Annotated in this window: 15 protein-coding genes; 1 reads left to right on the plus strand and 14 read right to left on the minus strand. The window is 61.3% G+C overall.

Annotation, left to right across the window (positions count from 1 at the left end):
- Position 1 precedes the first annotated feature (1 nt).
- The 3 genes from ACP7EG_RS00340 to ACP7EG_RS00350 form a co-directional block, all read right to left on the minus strand.
- On the minus strand, positions 2-373 hold the full coding sequence (locus ACP7EG_RS00340) for a COG4315 family predicted lipoprotein (RefSeq protein ID WP_426085967.1): 372 nt from the start codon (positions 371-373) through the stop codon (positions 2-4).
- 57 nt (positions 374-430) lie between these two features.
- Positions 431-1348: a DNA-3-methyladenine glycosylase family protein gene (locus ACP7EG_RS00345; protein ID WP_426085968.1), complete on the minus strand. Its 918-nt coding sequence runs from the start codon at positions 1346-1348 to the stop codon at positions 431-433.
- Positions 1349-1416: 68 nt separating this feature from the next.
- Complete coding sequence (locus ACP7EG_RS00350) at positions 1417-2424, minus strand: XdhC family protein (RefSeq protein WP_426085969.1); 1008 nt, start codon at positions 2422-2424, stop codon at positions 1417-1419.
- Positions 2425-2522: 98 nt separating this feature from the next.
- Here ACP7EG_RS00350 and ACP7EG_RS00355 point away from each other — a divergent pair, with 98 nt between their 5' ends.
- Positions 2523-2663 (plus strand): hypothetical protein, encoded by a 141-nt coding sequence (locus ACP7EG_RS00355; RefSeq protein WP_162835767.1) that lies wholly within the window; start codon positions 2523-2525, stop codon positions 2661-2663.
- A 31-nt stretch (positions 2664-2694) separates the two neighbouring features.
- Here ACP7EG_RS00355 and ACP7EG_RS00360 read toward each other — a convergent pair whose 3' ends face one another.
- From ACP7EG_RS00360 to ACP7EG_RS00410, 11 genes are all read right to left on the minus strand, one after another.
- On the minus strand, positions 2695-3798 hold the full coding sequence (locus ACP7EG_RS00360) for a M48 family metalloprotease (protein WP_426085970.1): 1104 nt from the start codon (positions 3796-3798) through the stop codon (positions 2695-2697).
- A gap of 10 nt (positions 3799-3808) precedes the next feature.
- Positions 3809-4258, minus strand: coding sequence for a dUTP diphosphatase (gene dut, locus ACP7EG_RS00365; RefSeq protein ID WP_099762451.1), 450 nt, complete (start codon positions 4256-4258; stop codon positions 3809-3811).
- Positions 4259-4293: 35 nt separating this feature from the next.
- A complete protein-coding gene (gene coaBC / locus ACP7EG_RS00370) occupies positions 4294-5514 on the minus strand; it encodes a bifunctional phosphopantothenoylcysteine decarboxylase/phosphopantothenate--cysteine ligase CoaBC (RefSeq protein WP_426085971.1) in 1221 nt (406 codons plus the stop codon).
- 17 nt (positions 5515-5531) lie between these two features.
- Entirely contained in the window at positions 5532-6041 is a 510-nt protein-coding gene (gene lspA / locus ACP7EG_RS00375; protein WP_099762453.1) for a signal peptidase II, read from the minus strand.
- An 84-nt stretch (positions 6042-6125) separates the two neighbouring features.
- Positions 6126-9026 carry an isoleucine--tRNA ligase gene (ileS, locus tag ACP7EG_RS00380; protein ID WP_426085972.1) on the minus strand — a complete coding sequence of 967 codons (2901 nt, stop codon included), beginning with the start codon at positions 9024-9026 and terminating at the stop codon, positions 6126-6128.
- An 81-nt stretch (positions 9027-9107) separates the two neighbouring features.
- Positions 9108-10079, minus strand: a complete 972-nt coding sequence (locus ACP7EG_RS00385; protein WP_426085973.1) for a bifunctional riboflavin kinase/FAD synthetase — start codon at positions 10077-10079, stop codon at positions 9108-9110.
- Positions 10080-10320: 241 nt separating this feature from the next.
- A complete protein-coding gene (locus ACP7EG_RS00390; protein ID WP_426085974.1) occupies positions 10321-11532 on the minus strand; it encodes a hypothetical protein in 1212 nt (403 codons plus the stop codon).
- Positions 11533-11610: 78 nt separating this feature from the next.
- Positions 11611-12042, minus strand: a complete 432-nt coding sequence (locus ACP7EG_RS00395) for an ExbD/TolR family protein (RefSeq protein WP_170840419.1) — start codon at positions 12040-12042, stop codon at positions 11611-11613.
- Positions 12043-12147: 105 nt separating this feature from the next.
- Positions 12148-12576 (minus strand): ExbD/TolR family protein, encoded by a 429-nt coding sequence (locus ACP7EG_RS00400; RefSeq protein ID WP_426085975.1) that lies wholly within the window; start codon positions 12574-12576, stop codon positions 12148-12150.
- Positions 12577-12579: 3 nt separating this feature from the next.
- The gene (locus ACP7EG_RS00405; RefSeq protein ID WP_165829526.1) at positions 12580-13509 is read right to left on the minus strand and encodes a MotA/TolQ/ExbB proton channel family protein; all 930 of its coding nucleotides are present in this window, start codon (positions 13507-13509) and stop codon (positions 12580-12582) included.
- 86 nt (positions 13510-13595) lie between these two features.
- Positions 13596-14252 carry an energy transducer TonB gene (locus ACP7EG_RS00410; RefSeq protein ID WP_426085976.1) on the minus strand — a complete coding sequence of 219 codons (657 nt, stop codon included), beginning with the start codon at positions 14250-14252 and terminating at the stop codon, positions 13596-13598.
- Positions 14253-14393 lie beyond the last annotated feature (141 nt).

Consider the following 14393-nt stretch of genomic DNA (forward strand, 5'->3'; position numbering starts at 1 on the left):
CTTACGGCTTGACGACGTGCCACACGTTCTTGAAGTTGTCGCCGGCGACATCGCCCGGCTTCTTGTCTTCCTTGTACAGGTACAGGGGCTTGCCCTTGTAGGTCAGCTGCATGGCGCCGTTGTCTTCGCGCTTGATGCTGCCATACGGGGCGGCGGGCGTCGCGTCAGTGGCGATGACGGCGGGCCAGGCGACCAGGCAGCCGCCGCTGCAGGCGCTCTTGCCGCTGTCGGCGACATCCTTGTCGAACACATACACGGTCATGCCGCTGGCGTTGACCAGCATGCCATTGGCGGGCATGACGTCGGCGGCGAAGGCCAGCGGGGCGGACAAGGCGGTGAAAAGGGCGGTGGCGGCAAAAGTAGTAAAGCGCATGATGGTCTCCTTGAGGTTTTGGGGGCTTGCAAGGGATAGACGCATGCTACTCGCCGTTTATTCCCGCACCGGCAAAATATTTTTTGCCGGCGCATGCAGGCTGGCCCACAGGTGGGCGGCGGCCATGGTGCGGTGCGGCGCATACTGGCGCAGCCACTGCTCCGTGCGCGCCATGTCAGGTTTCGTTACTTCGCCGAGCAGCTTTTGCAGGGCGGCGCGGATGGCCACGTCGCCGTGCAGCGAGCAGTCGGCATAGCCGTAGCCGCGCAGCAGCGCGTAGTTGACGGTCCACGGGCCGATGCCCTTCACGGCCAGCAGCGCCTGCGAAATGGCCGCCACGTCGCCGCAGGGGGGCAGCTCCAGCGACAATGTTCCCGCGTCGACCAGGCGCGCCAGGCGCAGCACGGTTTCCGCCTTGGCGCGCGAGAATTTGCGGCTGGTCAAATCCTCGACGGACAGGCGCGCCACGTCGCGCGCCTCCGGGTAGCACCACAAGCCGCTGCCGTGCCGGCGTCCCGCCTGCAGAATAAACGTGCGGCGCAGGGAAATGGCGAACGACAGGTTGATCTGCTGGCCGATGATGGCCCAGGTCAGCGCCTCGAACGGGCTGGCCGATTGCACGATGCGCAAGCCCGGGTTGAGCCGGATCAAAGGCGCCAGCAGCGGGTCGCCGGCGGCCAGTTGCGCGAATGGCTGCGGGTCGATGCGCAGGCCGAGGATGTTGAGCAGGGCGCCGTGCAGCGGCGTTTGCAGAGCGTCACTGGCGCTGCCGTCGATCTCGGCGCGGCAGACGGCGGCATCGTCGCTGAAGGCCACGTCCAGTATCACGGGCACGCCGCACAGCAAAATTCCCTTGCGCAGCCCCGTCGGCGTGACTTGCTCCGCCACGGCTTCGCCATCGCGGCTATGGAAGGCGATGACATCGTCGCGGCGGTAGCCGGCGGGCAGGGGCAGGGTCCAGTGCAGCAGGGTCATGGTGGCCAAAAATCAGGGAAGGTAGCAGGGGCGCGCCGCTGGCGCATCTTGTTTCTTGCTTTCAGGCTTCAGCGCACGCAGAGGTCCGGGTTGGGCGGCGTCAAGGCGGCCGCGTGCTGGATCTGCAGCGCGTCGGGCACGCCATTTTTGACGGCCGTCAGTTCGGCCAGGATGGAAATGGCGATTTCGGCCGGCGTCTTGCTGCCGATGTACAGGCCGATGGGGCCGTGCAGGCGTGCCAGCTGTTCGGCGCTGACGTCGAACTGCAACAGCCGCTCGCGGCGCTTGGCGTTATTCGCGCGCGAACCGATGGCGCCGACATAAAAAGCCGGGGATTTCAACGCTTCCATCAGGGCCAGGTCGTCGAGCTTGGGATCGTGCGTGAGGGCGACGACGGCGCTGCGGCTGTCGAGCTTTAAATCCAGCACGAGGTCGTCGGGCATGGCGTGCAGCAGGGGTACGCCGGGCACGTTCCAGCCGCCCCGATATTCTTCGCGCGGGTCGCAGACGATGACGTGGTAATCCATGGCCATGGCGATTTGCGCCACGAAGCGCGACAGCTGGCTGGCGCCGATGATCAGCAAGCGCCAGCGCGGGCCGTGCTGCGTGGTCAGCACGGCGTTTTGCAGGGCCAGCACGGCGCCCGGCACGGCGGTGCGCAGGGTGACGGCGCCGCTGTGCAAGTCCAGGCGGCGTTCGACCAGTTCATGCGCTGCCAGGCGCGCCAGCAGTTCGGCCACGCGGCTGTCTGCATGCAGCGGCTCGATGGCCAGTTCGATGGTGCCGCCGCAGGGCAGGCCGAAGCGGTGCGCCTCGTCGGCGCTGATGCCGTAGCTGACGATTTCCGGCAGCGTGCGCACGATGCCGTGTGTGCGGACGGCGTCGATCAGGTCATCCTCGATACAGCCGCCGGAGACGGAACCGACCACCGTGCCATCGTCGCAGATGGCCAGCGTGGCGCCCACGGGGCGGGGGCTGGAACCCCAGGTCTTGACGACGGTGACGAGTTCGCAGCGGTGCCCGGCAGCGAGCCAGGCGGCGCTGGTTTTCAGAACTTCAAGGTCGATGCTGTCCATGGGGTGCGGGAGTGATGCCGCATGTTTGCGGCAAAGTATGGAAAAGTATTCAAGATTGTGGATATACTACCTGCTCCACCACCCTGCGGAGAATTTTCATGTCAAATGAAGTCAAGACGCAAGAAGAGGGTATTCCCAAGTTCGGCAAGCTGCTCATCGTCCTGTTTCTGGCCGTGGTGTTCTGCGGCGCCCTGACCTGGATTATGGGCACCTACTTCCCGAACTTCCCGGGCGCCTGAGCAAACCCGGTTTTGTCAGGTGCCTCCGTGCTTAAGGCTTCAGCGGCTTCTTGGCCGCCTGCTTGGCGCGCACGTCGGTGACGGCGCGGTTGATGGCCGCCATGCGTGAGTTGGTACCCGGATGCAGGGCCGTGTAGCCGTTGGCGACTGTCGCCGGCACTTGCGTGGCCAGGCGCTGCCAGAAGCGGGCGGCGTTGTCGACGTTGTAGCCGGCGCGCGCCAGCAGGTAGATGGCAAGGGTATCGGCTTGTACGTCGAGTTCCTGCGGCATGGGCTTGATGCCGGCGGCGCCCGTCAGCATCGATACGTCGGGCTGCACGGCACCCAGGCTGTCGATGATGCTGCCGGCCGTGCCGGCCGTGCGCTGGCTGCGCGCGTGATCGAGGATGTTGTGCGCCATTTCGCGGGCGATCACGAAGGCGATGCCTTCGTCGTTTTGCGCCGCATTGAGCATGCCGCGCGTGAGCATGATGCGCGCGCCGTCCGAATACGCGTTGATATTGTCCGCATTGCCCAGGGCGACACGGAAGGCGCAGGCGCGCGTGACGGGAATTTTCAGGTCCTGCGGCTGGCCGTCGCGGGCGATGGTCATGTTCAGGCTGGCGCTCTTCGAGGCCAGCGGGCCGACGATGGCGCCGAACGGACCTTCCGCCTTGGGACCGGCCGGCAGCGGCTTGCCTTCCGCAGCCAGCAAGCCGTCGCCCTTGCGCAAGCCGGCGCGCGCGGCGCCGCTGCCAGGCAGCACGCCCGAGACCTGCATCTGTTCGCCATAGCCGAGGGCTGCCTGCGCCGCATCGGCATAGATGCCAGGGTAGGAATACTTGTTCTGCGCCGTGAAGCCCAGCAGGTTGCGTGCATACGTCTTGCACAGGTCCGCATTGTTGATCAGCAGGGGCGCCGAGACTTTCGACAGGCGGTCCTGCAGCGCCACCATCTTCACCAGTTCTTCCTGCGCTGCCTTTTGCTGCGCCGTCGGCGCGGGCGCATCGGGCGCCGGCACGACGTTGAACGGGCCGCTGACATTCGTTGCCGGCGTGGTGCAGCCGGCGAGGATGGCCGCACTGGCCAGCAGGAGGGGAGTAGCCAATCGGCGCAGCGAAGTCGGGGCTGAGATCAGATGGCGGAAACCTGGCATAAGAAATTCCTTAATGTTTTCCGGTGCTGCCGAAACCGCCAACACCGCGTTCGCTGTCGCCGAATTCCTCGACGACGTTAAAGCCCACTTGCAGCACCGGCACGATAATCAGCTGCGCCAGGCGTTCCATGGGATTGAGCGTGAAAGCGCTCTGGCCCCGGTTCCAGGTCGATACCATCAGCTGGCCCTGGTAATCGGAATCGATCAAGCCTACCAGATTCCCCAATACGATGCCGTTTTTGTGGCCCATGCCGCTGCGCGGCAAAATCATGGCCGCATACGACGGGTCGCCGATGTGGATGGCCAGGCCGGTGGGAATGAGCACCGTCTGGCCCGCTTCGATGGTGATGGCTTCGTCTATGCAGGCGCGCAAATCGAGGCCGGCGCTGCCGGGTGTGGCGTAGGCGGGCAGCAGTTCTTGCATGCGGGCGTCGAGGATCTTGATGTCGATATTTTTCATTAATCTAACTAACTAAGCTAAGTCGTTTAAAGGGATTATTTGAGCAGCGAATTTTTGGCAATACGCTTCGAAATTTCCGAAATCAGCTGGCGCGCCAGGTTCAGTTTCGAGGCGCGCGGCAGCACGGTATGGCCTTCTTCATCGAACAGGATGATGGTGTTGTCGTCCTGGCCAAAGGTGTTCTGGCCGATATTGCCGACCAGCAGAGGAATGCCTTTTTTCTCGCGCTTGGTCGAGCCGAATTCCACCAGATTTTCCGATTCGGCGGCAAACCCGACGCAGTAGGGATAGCCGGCCAGGTTGGTGCGCGCCGCCACGGTGGCGAGGATGTCGGGATTTTGCACGAACTGCAGTTCGGGCACGGAGCCGTCGGCCTGTTTTTTCATCTTCTGGTCGCTGGCGTTGGCGACTCTCCAGTCGGCCACGGCGGCCACGGCGACAAAGACATGCTGGCCGTCGACGTGGGCCAGTACCGCATCGTGCATCTGCTGCGCGCTTTGCACATCGATGCGGCGCACGCCGAAGGGCGCGTCGAGGGCCGTGGGGCCGGAAATGAGCAGCACCTCGGCGCCCGCCTCGCGCGCCGCGCGCGCCACCGCATAGCCCATCTTGCCCGAGGACAGATTGGTGATGCCGCGTACGGGGTCGATGGCTTCAAAAGTAGGACCGGCCGTGACCAGAACGCGCCTGCCGGCCAGGACTTTCGGCTGGAAGGCGGCGATCAGCTCCGTCAACAGCTGTTCCGGTTCCAGCATGCGGCCCAGTCCCGTTTCGCCGCATGCCTGTTCGCCGGCGGCAGGGCCGAACAGCTTGATGCCGTCGTCGCGCAGCTGCTGCACATTGCGCTGCGTGGCGGGGTTCTGCCACATTTCCACGTTCATGGCCGGCGCCACCAGCAAAGGCAGGTGGGCCGGGCGGGCCAGGCACAGGGTCGAGAGCAGGTCGTCGCACACGCCGTGCGCGAGTTTACGCAGAAAATCGGCCGAACACGGCGCGATCAGGATGGCATCCGCATGGCGCGTCAAATCGATATGCGCCATGTTGTTATCGATGCGCGCATCCCACTGGCTGGTGTGCACGGGGTGGCCCGACAGGGCCTGCATCGTCACGGCCGTGATGAAGTGGCTGGCCGCATCCGTCATCACCACCTGCACCGAGGCGCCAGACTTGGTCAGGGCACGGCACAGTTCCGCCGCCTTGTAGCAGGCGACGCCGCCCGAGAGTCCCAGGACGATTTTTTTGCCGGACAATTCCATGCCGTTCTCCTGCGTGTTTATTTGTTTACCCGGCGCAGTTCATCGATGATGAACAGGGCCGCGCCGATGCAGATGGCGCTGTCGGCGATGTTGAAGGCGGGGAAGTGGCCCCAGCTTTTCCAGTGGAAGTCGAGGAAGTCGACCACGTGGCCGTACATCAGGCGGTCGATGGCGTTGCCCAGCGCGCCGCCCAGGATCAGTGCCAGGGCCCAGCAGAACATGCGCTGGCCGGCGTGCTTTTTCAGCAAATAAATGATGTAGACGGCTGCCACGAGGGCGATGGCGGTGAAGAAATAGCGCTGCCAGCCGCCCTGGTCGGACAGGAAGCTGAACGCGGCGCCCTTGTTATACGCGAGCACCAGGTTGAAATACGAGGTGATGACCATTTCCTGCGCATAGCGGAAGGTCTTCAGGATCGTGATCTTGGTGATCTGGTCGAACAGGATGACGATGGCGGCAATGCCCAGCCAGGGTACCAGCGACGCTGAGGAGGACGATTTCGATGAAAAACGGTTTTTAGTGGCCATATTTTTCCAGGGAAGATAAAGCCGCCGCTACTCTTGCGGGCAGCGGCGGTGGGAAGCGGTGCGGGAACCTGTCCCGCACCGTTTTTAGGCGAAGCGGCGTTTCTCGCCCGCACCAAACAGGTTGCTGACGCAGCGGCCGCACAGGGTAGCATGCGCGGCGTCCGTGCCCACGTCCGCACGGTAGTGCCAGCAGCGCTCGCACTTCGGCGCCGTCGACGCGGCCACGACGATTTCCTCTGCCGCTTCGTCGGCTACTTCGGCAACGGTGGCCTGCGAGGTGATGAAGACGAATTTCAAGTCCTCGCCCAGGGTGGTCAACAGCTTGTACTTCATCGGCGCGGCCTTGATCGTCAGTTCCGCCTGCAGCGAGGAGCCGATGGCGCCCGAGGTGCGCAAGTCTTCCAGCTGTTTTGTGACGTCCGTACGCACAGCGCGCAGGGCCGTGTATTTCTCCAGCAGGTCGGCCGCATCCGACACTTCCGGCAGCTGCCACCAGGTTTGCGTGAAGATGGTTTCATCGCTGGCTGCATAAGCGTCCGCGCCGGCGAAGACGGCCCACGCCTCTTCGGCCGTGAACGACAGGGCCGGCGCCATCAGGCGCAGCAGGCTTTGCGTGATATGCCACAGGGCCGTCTGTGCCGAGCGGCGCGCGTGCGAGCTCAAGCCGGAGGTGTACAAACGGTCCTTCAGGATGTCCAGGTAGAAGCCACCCAGGTCTTCCGAGCAGTACGTCTGCAGCTTCGACACCACCGGCTGGAATTCGTAGCGTGCGTAGTTGTTCTCGATCTGCGTTTGCAGCGAGGCCATGTTGGCCAGCGCATAGCGGTCGATTTCGAACATCTCCGCCACCGGCACGGCGTCCGTGGCCGGATTGAAGTCCGAGGTGTTGGCCAGCAGGAAGCGCAAGGTGTTGCGGATGCGGCGGTACGCTTCCGTCACGCGTTTCAGGATCTCGTCGGAGATCGACAGCTCGCCCGTGTAGTCGGTCGAGGCGATCCACAGGCGCAGGATGTCGGCGCCCAGGGTGTCCGAGATCTTTTGCGGCGCCAGGGTGTTGCCCAGCGATTTAGACATCTTCTTGCCTTCGCCATCGACCGTGAAGCCGTGCGTCAGCAGGGCTTTATACGGCGGACGGCCATTCAGCATCGACGATACCAGCAGGGACGAGTGGAACCAGCCGCGATGCTGGTCCGAACCTTCCAGGTACAGGTCGGCCGGGAATTGCAGCTGCGTCGAGTGCGAGCCATGGCCTTGCGGGCCGCCCAGCACCGTCTGGTGCGTGGCGCCGGAATCGAACCATACGTCCAGCGTGTCCTTGTTCTTGGCGTAAATGGCCGCTTCGTCGCCGATCAGTTCTTTCAAGTCCAGCGCCTGCCATGCCTCGATGCCGTTTTTTTCGATCAGCTTGGCTACTTGCTCCAGCAGTTCCGGCGTGCGCGGATGCAGGTCGCCCGTTTCCTTGTGCACGATGAAAGCCATCGGCACGCCCCACTGGCGCTGGCGCGACAGGGTCCAGTCGGGACGGTTGGCGATCATGCCGTGCAGGCGCGCCTGGCCCCAGTCCGGGAAGAACTCGGTCTCGGCGATGCCTTTCAAGGCCGTCTCGCGCAGGGTCGCGCCGCCGTCCTTCGGCGTCACGTCCATGCCGGCGAACCACTGCGAGGTGGCGCGGTAGATGACAGGCTTTTTGTGACGCCAGCAGTGCATGTAGCTGTGGTCGAACATCTTGACTTCGAACAGGGCGCCCGCTTCTTTCAGGGCGGCGCAGATCGGCTTGGAAGCATCCCAGATGCTCATGCCACCGAACAGCGGCAAGGTCGAAACGTAATTGCCGTCGCCCATGACGGGCTTGATGATGTCGTCGTCCTTCATGCCGTGCGCCTTGCACGAGATAAAGTCGTCCACGCCATACGCGGGCGCCGAGTGCACCACGCCCGTGCCGCTTTCGGCGGTCACGTAATCGGCCAGGTACATCGGTGACAGGCGGTCGTAGAAAGCATCCGACGCGTGCAGCGGATGGCGGAAGCTGATGCCTTCCAGCGCGGCGCCGTCGCAGGTGGCGATCGTCGTGCCATCGAGCTTGAAGCGCGCCAGGCAGGATTCGACCAGGTCTTGCGCCAGAATCAGCAGCAAAGGCTGGCCATCGCGCGAGGTTTCGACCAGCGCGTATTTCAATTCAGGATGGACGTTCAGTGCCTGGTTCGACGGGATGGTCCAAGGCGTGGTGGTCCAGATGACGACGAAGCCGTTTTCGGTCGGCAGTGTCGGCAGATTGAAGGCTTTGGCCAGCTTGTCGAATTCGGCGAACTTGAAGCCGACATCGATGGCCGGATCGCGTTTGTTTTCGTATTCGATTTCAGCTTCCGCCAGCGCCGACTGGCAATCAAAACACCAGTTAACGGGCTTCAGGCCACGGTAGACATAGCCTTTTTCCAGCAACTTGCCCAGCGCGCGCAACTCGTCGGCTTCATTGCCGTGCGCCATGGTCAGGTACGGGTTGTCCCACTCACCCAGTACGCCCAGGCGGATGAAATCCTTCTTCTGGCGCTCGACCTGCACGTTGGCGTAGGCGCGGGCCTTTTCCAGCACTTCGGCCGTCGGCAGGTTCTTGCCGTGCAGTTTTTCGATCTGGATCTCGATCGGCATGCCGTGGCAATCCCAGCCCGGTACATACGGCGCGTCGAAGCCGGCCAGCGAGCGCGATTTGACGACCATGTCTTTGAGGATCTTGTTGACGGCGTGGCCCAGGTGGATGTCGCCATTCGCGTACGGCGGACCATCATGCAGGATGAATTTAGGACGGCCGGCGGCAGCCTTGCGCACGCGCTCGTAAATCTTCTTGTCTTGCCATTGCTGTACCCATTGCGGTTCGCGCTTGGCCATGTCGCCGCGCATCGGGAACGGGGTTTCCGTCATGTTGACCGGGTATTTGCTTTCAGGCTTCTTGTTCTGCTTGGGCGTGGCTGGCTTGTTTTGATCGGACATAATCTTCTTTAATGGTATGGAGTCTATTTTTGTAGCGGGTTTGCGGCGGCAGGCGCCGCCAGGCGGCGGAGTTGGCCGGCGTCAAATTCGGTCGGTAGCGGTAATAGCACCGCTGCGCTGCTCAAAATAGGCGCGCGCCTGGTTCGAGTCGCGCTCGATGGCGGCCGTCAGGGTGGGCAAGTCGTCATACTTTTCTTCGTCGCGCAGCTTTTGCAAAAACTCCACGCGTACCAGCTTGCCGTAACAGGATTGATTGAAATTAAACAGATGCACTTCCAGCAAGACGCGGCCGCTGTCGTCGACGGTCGGGCGCACGCCCAGGCTGGCCACGGCGGGCAGCGCTTGCGACGCCAGGCCGTGCACTTGCACGATGAAGACGCCGGACAGGGCCGGACGGTGCGCCACGCGCAGGTTCAGAGTGGGAAAACCCAGGGTGCGGCCCAGCTTCTGGCCGTGGATCACATGGCCGGAAATGGCGTACGGGTGGCCCAGCAACTGCGTGGCCAGCGGGAAATCGCCGGCGGCCAGGGCCAGGCGCACGGCCGACGACGAGATGCGCGTGCTGCCATTCATGACGGTAGGTAATGTTTCTACGTGGAAACCATGTTCGCGGCCCGCTTCCTGCAGCATGGCGACGTCGCCGGCGCGCCGGGCGCCATAGCAGAAATCGTCACCGACCATCAGCCATTTCACGTGCAAGCCGTCGACGAGGACTTTTTGCGTGAATTCCTGCGGCGTCAAGGCGGCAAATTGCGCACTGAAGTGCTCGACGACGACTCTGTCGATGCCGGCGTCGTCCAGCGATTGCAGCTTGTCGCGCAGGTTGGCGATGCGCTGCGGCGCCTTCGACAGGTCGCCCGCGCGCTGCGCGAAGAATTCGCGCGGGTGCGGTTCGAACGTCATCACGGCCGCTTCAATGCCGAGTTCGGTCGCCGCGCCGCGCACGCGCGCCAGCAAGGCTTGATGGCCGATGTGGACACCGTCAAAATTGCCGATGGTCAGAGCGCAAGGCGCTCGTGCCTGGGCATTGGGAAGTCCGCGGAATACCTTCATAGGAATCTGATGAAAACTGTGCCAAAAGGGGGATTATACGGACTGTTTCAGGGATGCACACCCGGCAGGGCTGGCGCAGGGTGAATTTCACTGCTGAAATAACAAAAAGCGTTGCCGGCGGGTGTGCTGGCAACGCTTTTCGGGAACTAACGGCTTGACAACATGTTCAGGGCTAGGCGCCGCGTCGAAGACAGTACGAATGTACGGCGAGACGCGGCAACAACGCCCTGGACGTGTTGTCTTACTTGTTCATGAGGGTCCAGTAACGGGCCAGGTCTGCCGCGCCATCCGTGCCCTTGACGGCCTTGAACGCTGTCGTGGCATTGGCCTTCTTGCCGGCGTGCATGTACGCGATGCCCAGATGCAGCTTGGCTTCTTCCGCGTACTTGGCGGTGCCCATTTTCACGGCATCGTTCATCAAGCCCAGGCCCTTGTCGGCCTGGCCATCGTAGACCAGGGCGAAGCCCAGCTTGCTCAAGCTGTCGGCGTCCTTGTTCTTGACGTATTCCGCTTCCGACTTGGCGGCGCTGGCTTTCAGGTCGGCCTGGGTTTTCAGGGCCAGGTCTTTCAGGCGCTGGTGACGCGGCGCATCGGCGCCGGTGCCCAGCACGCCTTTTTTGTAGCCCTGCTCGATGATGCTCAATGCTTCACCTGGATTGCCTGCTTGCAGGGCCAGCTGGCTGATTTCCATGTATTCGGACGGCTTGGTGAACAGGCCGTTGGCCAGGCGCAGGCGCTGGACGTCCAGGCTCAGGCGTTGCGAGAAGCCAGGTTTGCCCGAAACGCGGTTCAGCAGGTCGGCCCAGTAGCTGGTCTTCGGATAGCTCGATGCCAGTTTTTCCAGGGTGGCCACATAGCCGGCCTTGTCGTTTTGCTTCAACTGGATGTTGGCCAGCATTTGCAGGCTCGCTTCCGAGTTGCCGCCGCGCGCTTGCAGTTCTTTGGCCGCTTCGGCGTAATTGCCGCTGACGTAGTAGGTCTGGATCAGCAGTTCGCGCATCTGTGGATCTTCGCGGTCTTTCAGCGAGCGTTTGATCCAGGTGATGGTGTTCGGCCAGTCCTTGGCGCGGTAGTACATGCCTGCCAGCGCTTGCGTGAATTTGGGGGCTTCGGCGGCGCTCAGGCGGCCGGAATTGATGACGGCTTCGAAAGCCTTGATGGCGGTGCCGTTATCGCCGGAGGCAGCGGCGGCCGAGGCGCGCACGCGCTCGATCTGGTAGCTTTCAAAGGCGGTCTTGCCGCCGACGCTGTCAGCTTCGCGCAGCTTGGCCAGCGCTTCCTTGTTTTTGCCGCTGCTAGCGAGTTTTTGCGCTTCTTGCAGTGGCTTGCCCACTTCGGCACGCACGGTGTCCGCGGCGTATGCCAGCGAGCCCAGGCCGATTACGGGAGTTGCTGCGGTAAAACCGATAGCGGCCATGACGAGGCCGAGATGAGCGAGACGAAACTTGGACATAAGAAAGTCTTTCAGTAAAAAGCGAATAGGCAGGAAGTCCTGCCTATTCGGATGTAAAGATAACCTGATTGCTACAGCTTACTGGAATTGCTCGTTGCCGACCAGACCGATTTTGGTCACGCCCAGACGCTGCGCCGACGCCATCACACCGGCGACGACTTTGTATTCCACCAGCTTGTTAGGACGCAGATGCACTTCTGGCTGGTCTGCTTGCGCAGCAACGTTGCTCAGCTTGGCTTCCAGCGTATTACGATCAGGTACGACCTGATTGTCCCACAAGATAGTGCCATCAAAATCGACATCGATCGTGACGACCACTGGTTCGGTTGTCGGTGGCGGCGGGGTGCCGACCGGCATGTTCAGGTTCACCGAGTGGTTTTGCTTAGGAATCGTGATGATCAACATGATAATCAGCACCAGCATCACGTCGATGAGGGGCGTCATGTTCAGTTCCATCATTGGTTCCGGATCCGCGCCTGCTGCGCTTCCCGAACCGACATTCATACTCATAGTGTTTCCTTTAAGAAGTCCAACGAAGCACCGGGCGAAACTGCCGCCCGGTCAGCTTCCGGCAGCGGCATCCCCCTGTTGCCGGGACGCCGCTGCCAGCCGCTATCAGCCCTTGTCAGGTGGTTCGGTGATGAAGCCGACCTTCTGGATCCCGGCACGTTGGGTCGTGTAAATAACCCGGCCGATCGATTCGTAGCGTGTTTCTTGGTCGCCACGAACGTGTACTTCCGGCTGCGGTACTTTCACTGCTTCAACTTTAAGATAATCGAACAGTTCGTTCGTGTCTTTCAGTCTGGTCTGGCCCAGGTAAATCTCGCCGTCCTTGTTAACAACGATGTTAACGTTCTCTGGCTTGGTTTGCAGGGCTTGATTGGCCTCAATCGGCAGACTGATTTGCTGCAGCTTGAGGACAACCGGACTCGTAATCAAGAAAATGATCAGCAAAACCAACATGATGTCGACGAGCGGCGTCGTGTTGATTTCTGACATTACTTGATCTTCATCTCCGCTGTCGGAGCCGACGGACATCGACATGACTTATCCGATCTTTTTAGCGCCGGCAGCACGGCCAGCTTCGCTGGTCGACATGGCGCCGGAAATCAGTACCGAGTGAACGTCGGCGCTGAACGAGCGGATGTCTTCCATTGCGGTCTTGTTACGACGCACCAACCAGTTGTAACCCAGAACGGCAGGAACGGCGACCAGCAGACCGAAAGCGGTCATGATCAGTGCTTCACCAACTGGACCTGCCACTTTGTCGATCGATGCGTTACCGGTCATGCCGATAGCGGTCAGTGCGTTGTAAATACCCCAAACGGTACCGAACAGACCGATAAACGGTGCGGTCGAACCAACGGTTGCCAGGAACGACAGGCCATCTTGCAGACGCGATTGAACTTTGTCCGAAGCGCGCTGGATCGACATCGTCACCCAGGTCGACAGATCGATTTGTTCCAGCAGGGCGCCGTCATGGTGCGCGGTTGCCTTGGTGCCCGATTCAGCGATGAAGCGGAATGGCGAACCTTCTTCCAGGGTTGCCGAACCAGCAGCGATCGAAGGAGCTTTCCAGAATTTGGCAGCGGCTTCTTTGGCTTGCTTGAAGATCTTCATTTGATCGATCAGCTTGGTGATGATGATGTACCAGGTGCCGATCGACATGATGACCATGATGATCAGGGTAGCGCGTGGCACGAAGCCGCCGTCCCACACTGCTTGCAGGCCGAACGGGTTGTGCACTTCTTCGGTTTTGGCTGGAGCTGCTGCGTCAGCGGCTGGAGCTGCTGCGTCTGCTGCTGGAGCGGCTGCATCTGCGGCAACTGGTGCTGGTGCAGCGTCTGCCGCAGGAGCCGAAGCGGCAGCCGATGCTGGCGCGTCAGCGAATGCCGGAGCTGCTACCAGAGCGGTAGTAGCGGTGACGGACAACAGAACCGCGGCAAAAAATGCGGACAAACGGGTATTCTTAAACATGCTTCCTCCAAAATTAAAAATAACAGATCGCTGAACGTAATGACAACGAAATCATGGTGTGAGACAGGGGATAACTGTCTCGGGTTTTAATCCAGCGACCAAACGTATTGCATTTGCTGCCAGCCTTGTTCCGGCTTGCCGTCAACTGTTGCCGGCTTAAATGTACAGCGGCTGATACCTTGCACCGCAGCTTTGTCCAGGTCTCTGAAGCCGCTGGACTTCACGATCTTCGAATCAGCGACCTTGCCGTCCACACCGATCAGGAACGACAGTGTCACCACACCGGTTTCCTCGTTGCGCTGCGACGACTTTGGATAAGCCGGTTTTTCGCAGACACTGAAGTCAACCACGGCCGGTGTACGCACCGATTTGGCTGGTCCAGGAGTTGGCGTAGGCTGTGCAGGCGGCGCTGGCGGTGCCAATACATTCGTGGCTGGCTTCACGGCAGTCGTATTTGCAATCACGTTCTGCTGTGGTGGCGGCTGCTGCACGTTCACCTCGACTGGCGGAATGAATGGCGGCGGTGGCGCTTTCATTTCTGGCGGCGGTGGTGGCGGTGGAAGATCCTTCGGTGGAGGCGGTTTGACTTCCTCGATAATCTTGGTTTCAACCGGTTCCATCATTTTGGTGACCAACCGCTTGCCCAAGCCCGTCACGATCCCGTAAGCCGCGAGAACGTGCAGCAGGACAACGATAGTGATGCCTGTGTAGTTCTTGGGACTTTTCTCGTTCGAAAAATTCATGCCTGCTTTCTCCAAATACCATCTCTTGTCTTGCAACTGAACCCCAAAATGACGACACAAAGCTCCAGCCGTATCCGGGACGTCGCCGAATTATACATACGAATTCTTTATTTTACACAGATTTTTAACGCCTAAAACCGG

The organism is Janthinobacterium sp. PSPC1-1 (assembly GCF_049897625.1).
GTDB classification, from domain to species: Bacteria; Pseudomonadota; Gammaproteobacteria; order Burkholderiales; family Burkholderiaceae_D; genus Janthinobacterium; species Janthinobacterium tructae.

What these genes read in the sequence shown, in the direction of transcription:
- ACP7EG_RS00355 (WP_162835767.1), top strand. Translation starts at nt 2,523, where the DNA reads ATGTCAAATGAAGTCAAGACGCAAGAAGAGGGTATTCCCAAGTTCGGC.
- dut (WP_099762451.1), bottom strand. Translation starts at nt 4,258, where the DNA reads ATGAAAAATATCGACATCAAGATCCTCGACGCCCGCATGCAAGAACTG.
- ACP7EG_RS00390 (WP_426085974.1), bottom strand. Translation starts at nt 11,532, where the DNA reads ATGTCCAAGTTTCGTCTCGCTCATCTCGGCCTCGTCATGGCCGCTATC.
- ACP7EG_RS00395 (WP_170840419.1), bottom strand. Translation starts at nt 12,042, where the DNA reads ATGAGTATGAATGTCGGTTCGGGAAGCGCAGCAGGCGCGGATCCGGAA.
- ACP7EG_RS00405 (WP_165829526.1), bottom strand. Translation starts at nt 13,509, where the DNA reads ATGTTTAAGAATACCCGTTTGTCCGCATTTTTTGCCGCGGTTCTGTTG.
- ACP7EG_RS00345 (WP_426085968.1), bottom strand. Translation starts at nt 1,348, where the DNA reads ATGACCCTGCTGCACTGGACCCTGCCCCTGCCCGCCGGCTACCGCCGC.
- ACP7EG_RS00410 (WP_426085976.1), bottom strand. Translation starts at nt 14,252, where the DNA reads ATGAATTTTTCGAACGAGAAAAGTCCCAAGAACTACACAGGCATCACT.
- ACP7EG_RS00400 (WP_426085975.1), bottom strand. Translation starts at nt 12,576, where the DNA reads ATGTCGATGTCCGTCGGCTCCGACAGCGGAGATGAAGATCAAGTAATG.
- coaBC (WP_426085971.1), bottom strand. Translation starts at nt 5,514, where the DNA reads ATGGAATTGTCCGGCAAAAAAATCGTCCTGGGACTCTCGGGCGGCGTC.
- ileS (WP_426085972.1), bottom strand. Translation starts at nt 9,026, where the DNA reads ATGTCCGATCAAAACAAGCCAGCCACGCCCAAGCAGAACAAGAAGCCT.
- ACP7EG_RS00385 (WP_426085973.1), bottom strand. Translation starts at nt 10,079, where the DNA reads ATGAAGGTATTCCGCGGACTTCCCAATGCCCAGGCACGAGCGCCTTGC.
- ACP7EG_RS00360 (WP_426085970.1), bottom strand. Translation starts at nt 3,798, where the DNA reads ATGCCAGGTTTCCGCCATCTGATCTCAGCCCCGACTTCGCTGCGCCGA.
- lspA (WP_099762453.1), bottom strand. Translation starts at nt 6,041, where the DNA reads ATGGCCACTAAAAACCGTTTTTCATCGAAATCGTCCTCCTCAGCGTCG.
- ACP7EG_RS00350 (WP_426085969.1), bottom strand. Translation starts at nt 2,424, where the DNA reads ATGGACAGCATCGACCTTGAAGTTCTGAAAACCAGCGCCGCCTGGCTC.
- ACP7EG_RS00340 (WP_426085967.1), bottom strand. Translation starts at nt 373, where the DNA reads ATGCGCTTTACTACTTTTGCCGCCACCGCCCTTTTCACCGCCTTGTCC.